Annotated in this window: 7 protein-coding genes; all 7 read left to right on the forward strand. The window is 70.3% G+C overall.

What is annotated here, in order from left to right:
- Positions 1–894, forward strand: an 894-nt coding sequence (locus tag G3I19_RS30560; protein WP_164266967.1) for an MFS transporter, incomplete at its 5' end; no start/stop codon positions are given.
- A 443-nt stretch (positions 895–1337) separates the two neighbouring features.
- Positions 1338–2525, forward strand: a complete 1188-nt coding sequence (locus G3I19_RS30565; protein ID WP_164266968.1) for an ROK family transcriptional regulator — start codon at positions 1338–1340, stop codon at positions 2523–2525.
- 60 nt (positions 2526–2585) lie between these two features.
- Positions 2586–3911, forward strand: a complete 1326-nt coding sequence (locus tag G3I19_RS30570; RefSeq protein ID WP_164266969.1) for an extracellular solute-binding protein — start codon at positions 2586–2588, stop codon at positions 3909–3911.
- Complete coding sequence (locus G3I19_RS30575) at positions 3898–4950, forward strand: sugar ABC transporter permease (protein WP_164266970.1); 1053 nt, start codon at positions 3898–3900, stop codon at positions 4948–4950. Before G3I19_RS30570 ends, G3I19_RS30575 begins: the two co-directional genes overlap by 14 nt.
- Entirely contained in the window at positions 4947–5810 is an 864-nt protein-coding gene (locus G3I19_RS30580) for a carbohydrate ABC transporter permease (RefSeq protein ID WP_343235255.1), read from the forward strand. Before G3I19_RS30575 ends, G3I19_RS30580 begins: the two co-directional genes overlap by 4 nt.
- A gap of 8 nt (positions 5811–5818) precedes the next feature.
- Positions 5819–7447, forward strand: coding sequence for a beta-N-acetylhexosaminidase (locus G3I19_RS30585; RefSeq protein ID WP_239074939.1), 1629 nt, complete (start codon positions 5819–5821; stop codon positions 7445–7447).
- Between the two features lie 150 nt (positions 7448–7597).
- A complete protein-coding gene (locus G3I19_RS30590) occupies positions 7598–9709 on the forward strand; it encodes an RICIN domain-containing protein (RefSeq protein WP_164266972.1) in 2112 nt (703 codons plus the stop codon).
- The last annotated feature ends 271 nt before the right edge of the window (positions 9710–9980 follow it).

Below are 9980 nucleotides of genomic sequence, written 5' to 3' on the forward strand. Positions count from 1 at the left end.
CTCGCCGTCCAGCGCGCCCGCGAACAGCGAGCTGAGGCGCGGTCGGTGCAGCGACTCCTTTCGCCCCGTTCCGTCGCCGTCGTCGGAGTGGGGCGCGCACCCGGCGGGGTCGGGCGCGCCGTCCTGCTCCTGATGACCGCGTTCGCCCTGGGCACGGCCGTGGCGACCGTCGTCGCCGGCGCCCTGGCGCACTTCGTGAGCTGGCGTCTCGTCTTCGCGCTGCCCGGCGTAATCGCCGCCTACCTGGCCGTCGCCCTGCGCCGCCTGCCGGAGCCGCCGCGTGCGGCACCGGGGGCGCTGCTCGCCCCGTTCAAGGTCGTGCTGCGCTCGCGCTGGCAGTGGTACGTGATGGCGGTGGCCATGCTCGAAGGCGCGGTCCTGCTGGGCTTTTTGACGTACATCGCGCCTGCCCTGGAGGCCCAGGGGTCGTCGGCGACGCTGGCCGGCGCGGTGTCCGCGCTGTACGGGGTGGGCTCCATGGCTGCGGCCCAGACGGTGAAGCGGCTGGTGGGGCGCTGGACGCCGGTGCGGCTGATGGTGGTCGGCGGGGTGCAGATGGCCCTGGCCTTCGGCCTCGCGGCGGCCAGCCGGTCGGTGCCCGCGCTGGTGGTGTGCACGCTGCTGCTCGGCGGCGGCTGGTCGTTCATGCACTCCACGATCCAGTCCTGGGCCACCGGCCTGTCCCCGACGGCCCGGGCCACCGGTGTGGCGATGTTCGGCCTGGCCCTCTACGTCGGCAGCGCCCTGGCGAGCGCCATCGCCGCCGGCCCCGCGGAACACCACGCGTACAGGGGCCTGTTCCTGACGGCCGCCCTCCTCACGATCCCGCTGACGGTCGCGGCGGGGGTGGGGCGGGCGCGCTATGACCGGGGGACGCGTCCGGACCGGGGCTGACGCCCGCGCCGTTTCGGTGGCGGTCGGAGCTTCTGCTCCGCCGGCCCGCCAGTCCGCCGCGCTTCGGCCAGCAGCGTCCAGCACTTTCGACTGGGCGTTGACGAGGTCGCTCGGGATGACGTCCCAGGCCGGCGGGCTGGCGGGAATGGCTTTGTGAACAGCCAAGTTGGATCCGTGACGGATGACGGCCACGCTGATGGGGGCTTTCAGGTCGTCGCCCTCGGGCGAGACGAGCCAGTTGAGACGGCCCGGCACCTCCCCCTCCGACGCTTCCCCTCGCAGGCTATCGACCGGCGCACACCGCGCACTTCCCCGCCTCCGGCCCGAGTGGGCGTCCGGCCGCGGCCGAAAGTTTTCCGTCCGCCGCTCTTGACGGTGGCAAGGGTGCGGCTGATTATCTAAAGCATCTTAATTAAAGACCCTTTAGGAAGCAGCCCCATTCCATGGCCGAATCCGCCGTTCCCCCCGCCGGGCCCCACCGTCCGCAGCGCAGTCTGCTCCAGGTTCCCGCGCTGCAGCGGCGGCCTCCCGAGCGGACGAAGGCGAGCACGCTGGACAGCCGGGTGCACAACAGGTCGCTCGTGCTGGCGACCCTGTACCACGGGGGCCCCAGAAGCCGTTCGGAGATCGCGCGGGCGTCCGGGCTGACCGCGCCGACGATCTCCGCGCTCGTCGCGGACCTGGAGGAGGACGGGCTCGTCTCCGACATCGGCCCTCGCCAGGGCGCCCGGCTCGGCAAGCCCGCGAGTCTCGTACGCATCGAGGACGACGCGGTGAACCTGGTGGTGCTCGACCTGTCGCACAACGACCGGTTCAGTGGCGCGGTGCTCAATCTGCGGGGCGAGGCGGTCGAGCGCCGGGATGTGCCGCTCGGCGACGCCCTGGGGCCGGCCGCACACGAGCTGGTGCTCAGGCTCGCCGCCGAGTTGATCGAGGCGGCGCCCCGCCGGGTGCTGGGGATCGGCGTCGGCTCACCGGGCATCATCGACGACTCCGGGATCATCCGCCTCGCCGCCCATCTCGGCTGGACCGACCTGCCGTTGGCCGCTGAGCTGTCCGAATGCTTCGGCATCCCGGCGTACGTCGGGAACGACGTGAACCTCGCCGCACTGGGGGTACTGCACTTCCGGGGCGCGCGTACCCAGAACCTGATGGTGATCTCGATCGAGCACGGCGTCGGCGCGGGACTGGTCGTCGGCGGCGAGCGGGTCGAGGGAGAGCAGTTCGCGGCGGGCGAGATCGGGCACGTCACGGTCGACGAGGACGGTGAGCTGTGCATGTGCGGGCGGCGCGGCTGCCTCGATCTGGCCATCGACGCGGGCCACTTGCGCAGGCGCCTGGCGCAGGCCGACGCCGGTCGTCGGCCCGCTCTGCGGGCGGCTGCGGGCCGGGCACTGGGCACCGTGCTCGCCCCGATCATCAGCGTCCTGAACCTGAACGAGATCGTGCTGACCGGCCCTCCCGAGCTGGTCGACGGCGAGTTCCTCGACGCCGCGCGGGAGGTCGTCAGGGCGCGCACCCTGGGCCCGGTCCACACGTCCCTCGATATCCGTTCCCTCGCCGGGGACACCGATCTGACCCTGCTCGGCGGTGCGTGCCTGGTGCTCGCCGCTGAGCTCGGGGTGCTGTGACCCGGGCCGCGGCCCACCCGCCCGCCCCGCCTGATCCCCCCCTTACGCACAGGAGTTGCGATGAAACACTCACGGTTCGCCGCGGCCGGCGTCCTCGGCCTGGCCTCGGTTCTCACTCTGACGGCCTGCAACGGCTCGGGAACGGGCGGCTCCGGCGGCGCCGAACAGAAGGTCTCCGCCGCGAAGGGCACCGGCAAGACCCTGACGGTCTGGGTCATGCAGGACGACTACTCCCCCGAGTCGCTCAAGGCGGTGAAGCGGGAGTTCACGGAGAGGACCGGCGCCAAGGTCACGATGGAGACGCAGAGCTGGGACGGCATCGCCACCAAGCTCACCACGGCACTGGCCACCGACTCCCCGCCGGACGTCCTGGACCTCGGCAACACCCAGGTCGCGAGCTACGCCTCCAGCGGTGGACTGATGGACCTGACCTCGTACGCCAAGGACCTCCGGCAGGGCCAGAAGTGGCTCCCCGGTCTCGCGGACCCCTCGACCGTCGACGGCAGGCTGTACGCCGTGCCGGGCTTCGCCGCCGCGCGCGCGGTGATCTACAACAAGACGATGTGGAGGAAGGCCGGTGTCACCAAGGCGCCGAAGACCTACGCCGAACTGACCGCGGCCCTCACGAAGGTCGGGGCCGCCAACAAGGCGTCCGACTTCTCGCCCTTCTATCTGCCGGGCCAGCACTGGGCCGCCGGGCTGCAGTTCGTCTGGGACGCGGGTGGTGAGATAGCCGTGCAGAAGGGCGGCAAGTGGACGGGCGGCTTCAGCTCCGCCGAGGCACAGACCGGTCTCGCCGCGTTCAGGAAGTTCCAGAACGCGTACTCGGCGCCCGCATCCCGCACCGCCGACCCGCAGAACCCCGACCAGCTCCAGGTCTTCGCCGACGGCAAGGCGGGTGCCATCACCGCGACCAGCGGGCAGATCGCCCAGATCGAGAAGGCCAACCCCGCGCTCACCGACGCCGATCTGGGCTCCTTCCCGCTGCCCGGCGCCTCGGGGGCGGCGCAGCCGGTGATGCTGGGCGGCGCCGTGTGGGGGGTGGCGGCCAAGAGCAAACAGCAGGACCTGGCGCTCCAGTGGATGAAGATCGCCGCGAGCCCCGGCATCCAGGACAAGTGGATCGTCGGACACGACGGCTGGAACCCGAACAGCGCAGAGGCGAACCAGAAGGCCATGAGCCGGGCCACCCCGCTCAAGAAGGGCTTCTTCGAGGCCGCGCTGCATTCCCGGGCCACCCCGGCGAGCCCGAGGTGGGCATCGCTGGAGGCCGACAAGTCGGTCAACCACCTGTTCTCCCAGGTCGCTTCCGGTACGAAGTCCCCGGCGGACGCGGCCCGGGTCTTCGACACGGCAGTGGACAAGGCCCTCAATGCGACCGGCTGACGAGACAGGCCGCCCCCGCACCTCCGGCGCCCGCGACCTGCTCACCGATGACCGTCCCACCGGTGACCGGGATCCCGTGGCGGGGACGCCGGCCGGAGGGCCGCCGGCCGGGGACCGTACGGCAGAACCGCGGAAGCGGCCGGTGAAGCGCCGGCGGCAGTGGGCGGTGGTGTGGCTGCTCTCGCCCGCCGGTCTGGTGATGGCCGCCTTCAGCGTGGCCCCGGTCCTCTTCCTGGTCTTCACCTCGTTCACGGACTACAACCAGCGCACCCTGTTCACCGGCGAGTTCAGCATGGTCGGTGTCCAGCAGTACACCGACATGTTCCAGGACCCGGAATTCTGGAAGTCGCTGGTGCGCAGCGTGCTGTTCACCGTGGCGATGGTCGCGGGCAGCATCGCGATCGGTACGGGCATGGCCCAGTTGCTCACCCGGCTGCGCACCGCGATGCGGATGACGGTGACGGTCGTACTGATCTTCGCGTGGGCCATGCCGAACGTCGCTTCGTCGCTGGTGTGGAAGTGGCTGTTCCAGCCCGGCTACGGGGTGGTCAACTGGCTGCTCACCCAGGTGCATGTGTTCGGCGACATGACCAATACCGACTGGGGGCAGAGCGCCTCGCTCGCGTATCTGTCGATCTGGCTGCTGGTCGTGTGGCAGGCGGTGCCGTTCATCGCGCTGACCCTGTACGCGGCGCTCACCCAGCTTCCGGTGGAGCTGCCGGAGGCCGCGCGGCTGGACGGGGCCGGCGAGTGGCGGGTGTGGTGGTCGGTGACGCTGCCGTTCCTGCGCCCGACCCTGCTGCTGGTCACGATCATGTCGGTGATCTGGGACTTCAACGTCTTCAACCAGATCTGGCTGGTCTCGGCCGGCGGTCCGGACTCGGCGACGAGCACGCTCGGGATCTTCGCGTACAAGACGGCCTTCGTGTCCTTCCGGATCGGCCAGGGCGCGGCCCTGTCGGTCATCACCACCGCGATCCTCCTGGGGATCACCGCTGTCTACATCCGCAATCTGCTGCGATCGGGGGAGGACCTGTGAGCAACCGTGTGCGCAACCGCCGTTACCGGGCCGGCAGCCCCCGGGGCGGATGGCTGAACAACAGCCTCGCCGTCGTCTTCTGCCTCGTGTGGATCTTCCCTGTCTACTGGATGGTCAACACGGCCTTCAAGCCGCGCTCGGAGGCGATGACGCCGACCCCGCACTTCTGGCCGTCATCGCCCACGCTGCGCAACTTCGACGCGGCGGTCAACCAGACCAGCTTCCTGACCGATCTGCGCAACAGCCTGATCGTGGTGGGCGGTGCGGTGCTGCTCGCCGTGGTCCTCGGGACGTTCGCCGCCGCGGCGCTGTCCCGGTTCCGCTTCCGCGGCAGGCGCACCATCATGGTGTCGGTCCTGGTCGTGCAGATGCTGCCGGTCACGGCGCTGCTCATCCCCACCTTCCTGATCTTCAACGAGATCGGGCTGCTGGGCACCTATATCGGCCTGGTCTTCGCGTACGTGGCCACGGTGCTGCCGTTCTCGATCTGGGTCATGCGCGGGTTCTTCATCGCCGTTCCGGCCGAGATCGAGGAAGCCGCGCGGCTCGACGGCGCGACCACCTGGCAGACCCTGACCCGGATCCTCTTTCCGCTGGTCGCGCCGGGTGTGATCGCGTCCAGCGTCTTCGCGTTCATCACGGCGTGGAACGACTACCTGGTCGCCTACACCTTCATGAAGGACCAGGGCCACTACACGCTGCCCGTCTGGCTCGCGTCGTTCAGCACCCCCGCCACCGGCACCGACTTCGGCGGCCAGATGGCCGGTTCGGTGATCTTCTCGCTGCCGGTGGTCGTCTTCTTCCTGATCATCCAACGCAAGCTGGTGTCCGGCATGTCCGCCGGCGCCGTGAAGGGATGACCCCCGCCATGCTCCTCCCCCTCCCCTGCTCGGCCGTACCGGGCGACGGTGTGTTCCCGCTGGCCGAGTCCACCCGGATCACCGCGCCCGGCGAACTGGCCCCGACGGCCCGCTGGCTGCAGTCGGTACTGCGTCCGGCGACGGGGCTTCCGCTGCCGGTGTCCGGCATGGCCGAGCCCGCCCCGGCCGGCTCCGCGCTGGCGCTTGCCCTGGATCCTGACCTGCCTGCCGAGGGTTACCGGCTGGCCTGCGGTCCTGGTGGTGTCACCATCACCGGTGGCGACACCGCGGGTGTGTTCTACGGCTGCCAGGCGCTGCGCCAGCTCCTGCCGCCCCAGATCTACCGCGCCGCCGGAACAGCCGGGGTGCGCTGGGCTGTGCCGTACGTGACCGTCGAGGACTCACCGCGCTTCGGCTGGCGCGGCGCGATGCTGGACGTGGCCCGGCACTTCATGCCCAAGCACGACGTGCTGCGCTTCCTCGACCTGCTGGCGGTGCACCGCATCAACACCCTCCATCTGCACCTGACCGACGACCAGGGCTGGAGGGTGGAGATCCTGCGCCACCCGCGGCTGACCGAGGTGGGGTCGTGGCGCCGCGAGTCCCAGCTCGGCGCGGCGCCCGACGCGCCCAACGACGGCCGCCCGCACGGCGGTTACTACACCCAGGACGACCTGCGCGAGATCGTCGCGTACGCCGCCGAGCGGCACATCACCGTCATGCCGGAGATCGACGTCCCGGGCCACTCGCAGGCCGCCATCGCCGCCTACCCCGAACTGGGCGTACAGGGAGAGCGGCTGGAGGCGAGCCCTCGGTGGGGCATCAACACGAACATCCTGAACGCCGAGGAGTCGACACTCGACTTCTTCCTCGGGGTCTTCGACGAGGTGATGGACCTCTTCCCGGGCCGCTTCATCGGCATCGGCGGCGACGAGTGCCCCAAGGACCAGTGGGACGCCGATCCGCGCACCCGGGAACTGATGGCGGAGCGCGGGCTCGGTGACTCGAAGGAGCTCCAGGCGTGGTTCCTCGGCCGGATCGGCGCGCACATCGCGGCGCGCGGGCGCCGGGTGTTCGGGTGGGACGAGATCCTGGAGGGTGCCGTCCCGGAAGGTGTGGCGGTCGCCTCATGGCGCGGCATGACAGGTGCCCGCACGGCGGCACGCCGGGGGTACGACGTGATCTCCTGCCCCGACGACCAGGTGTACCTGGACTACCGGCAGTCGGAGCTGGAGAGCGAGCCCATCCCGTTCGCCGTGCCGCTGACGCTCGCGGACGCGTACGCCTTCGACCCGGTCCCCGACGGGCTCACCGAACAGGAGACGGCCCGGATCCTGGGCGGCCAGGCCAACATCTGGACCGAGCACATGGATTCGCCGCGGACCGTCGACTACTACGTCTTCCCACGGCTGTGCGCCGTCGCGGAAGCACTGTGGAGCCGGGGCGGACGCGACTTCGACGACTTCCTCGTACGGCTGCGCCCCCATCTGGCCCGGCTGGACGCACTCGGCGTCGAGTACCGCAGGGAGGACGGTCCGCTGCCGTGGCAGAGCCGGCCCGGTGTCCCCGGCAAACCGGCGACACGCGCCGACTGGACCGAGTTCATCGACGGGCTCGTGGCCCACATCAAGACCTGAGCTCTCTCGACGGGCTCTCTCAGCGGGCTCTCTCAGCAGGCTGTCTCAGCGAGCTCTCTCGGCGGGCTCTCTCGGCGGGCTCTCTCGGCGAAACGCTCCGGATGTTCCCCCGCAATACCTGCAATTCCGCATGTCTTCAAGGGAGAAACAGTGAAGCAGAGAACAGGACGACGGGCGGGCCTCGCGGCCCTGTCCGCGCTCGCCATGGCAGTGGCGACCGGAGTGGTGGGTGTCCCCGCCGCGAACGCCGCCGCAGCGTCCGGGACGGTGACCATCGGCGGAAAGTGTCTGGACGTCACCGACGGCAGCGACGCGAACGGCACCGCCATCCAGCTCTTCGACTGCAACGGCGGCGCCGCCCAGCAGTTCGGCTGGGCGGACGACGGTACGGCGAAGGTGCTCGGCAAGTGCCTTGACGTGACCGGCGGTTCCGACGCCAACGGCGCACTCGTCCAGCTCTACGACTGCGCGCGCGTGAACCAGCAGAAGTTCGCGTATCTGCCGGACGGCACGATCTACAGCGCCAAGTCAGGCAAGTGCCTGGCGGTGCAGGGACAGGTGACGAACGGCGCCCGTGTCGGGCTCGCCCCGTGCGACCCGAAGCAGACCGCGCAGAAGTGGACCGCCGGATCGGCGCCCGGTCCGAAGTACAGCCTGACCGGCGGTGCCCCCGTCGAGTACACCAATCCCGACGACACTCCGGCCGGAGTGTTCACCGCGAAGAACGGCCGGTTCTTCTACCAGCAGTCGGACGCGCTGTACGGCGCGAACGACCCGCGCACGTGGAGCTTCTACAGCGGCGCCGACTTCGACTCCGCGAAGCTCGATCCGATATCCGGTGCGGTGAACCCCGCGAACGCGCAGGACCGCAACGACGACACGACGTGGCGCTGCGACACCAGCCCCACCGGCAAGGAAGCCACCCCGGCCCCGGACACCTCCAGCTACGCCCATGCCAACTACTGCGACCTGGCGGGCGTGTGGGTCGACCCGGCCAGTGGTGACTGGTACGGCCTGGTGCACAACGAGTTCACGCCGAGCCCCTTCGGTGACGGCATGCACTACGACGGCATCGACTACGCCGTCTCCCGGGACGAGGGCAGGACCTGGTCGGTCCAGGACCACGTCATCACCTCGCCGTACAGCACGAAGCGTGACGACACCGGCCAGTTCCCGAAGGACACCTACGACTACGGCGACGGCGACCCCCGGCTGTACGTGGACAACGCCTCGGGATACTTCTACGTCTTCTACGCCGACCGGGTGCTGAACAAGTCCGGCGGCGGCAGCATCTGGCACCAGCATGTGGCGCGCGCTCCCATCGCCCAGAAGATGGCGCCGTCCTCGTGGAGGAAGTGGCACGACGGCGCCTGGCAGTCGCCGGGCACCGGCGGCGAGGAGTCCAACATCATCCCGTCGGACGGCAACGGCACCGGCTACACCGCGCCCGCCGACGAGTACAAACCGTCCACCGGCGGCAAGGCCGCGGACCAGGTCGCACAGGGCGCCATGCCGGACAACTCTCAGCTGGCCGTCATGAACATCACCTGGAGCGCCTACCTGGGCAAGTACATCGGCACCCCGCAGAACAACATCGCCCAGGCCACCGACTCCAAGTCCCCGCTGCACTTCTACGCGACGGACGACCTGGCCACCCAGAAGTGGGTGGACATCGGAAGCGTCGCGGAGAACCAGAACGCTTCGTGGTACCGGTGGTTCCTCGACTCGGAGACCAGGACGACATCCACTGTGGTGGGCAGGACGTTCCGCTCGTACTGCTCGTTCTCCTGCGACACCTACACGGGTGAGTACGCCGACATCACCATCGAGCCCAAGTCGACGACGGAGCTGCCCGCCTCCCCGGCCGGCGTCGGGGCCCGGGAGATCAAGGCAGCGAACGGCAGGCCGCTCGCGCTGTCCGGCGACAGGGCCCAGAAGTGGAAGGTCACCGGCACCGGGGACGGCTTCTACACGGTCACCGGAGGCGACGGACGGCCGCTGCGCGTCGCGGACGGTGCGAAGGGCCGGGCCTGGGGCGCGCCGGTCTCGCTCGGCACGGCCGGCGCGGCGGCGGCCACCTCGCAGTGGTACCTCCAGAGGGTCGTGAAGTCCCCCGCGGCGGGCGGGCCCTCCCGGGCGACAGGTGAGTACCGCCTGGTCAACCGCTCCAGCGGACTCGCCCTGAGCATCGACAGCCACGGCGCGGCCTCGACCGCACCGCAGCACGCGGACGCGGCCCAGATGATGTCGTTCCGCCCCTGACGCCGACGCCGCGCCGATACCCGATACCCGATACCCGATACCCGATACCGACAGCGGATCGTCGAGCGGCGGACGAAGATGCGGGCCCTCAAGACCTGGACGTGGTCTTGAGGGCCCGCAGCCACGAGCGGGACCGCGCGGGCCTCGGCCGGCAGACGGACGGCGGACGGCCGGGCGGCGGACGGCAGTCGGCGGACGGCAGTCGGCGGTGGGCAGTCGGCGGTGGGCAGTCGGCGGTGGGCAGTCGGCCATCGACGGTCAGCAGTCGGCG

Source organism: Streptomyces sp. SID10853, from assembly GCF_010548145.1.
Lineage (GTDB): Bacteria > Actinomycetota > Actinomycetes > Streptomycetales > Streptomycetaceae > Streptomyces.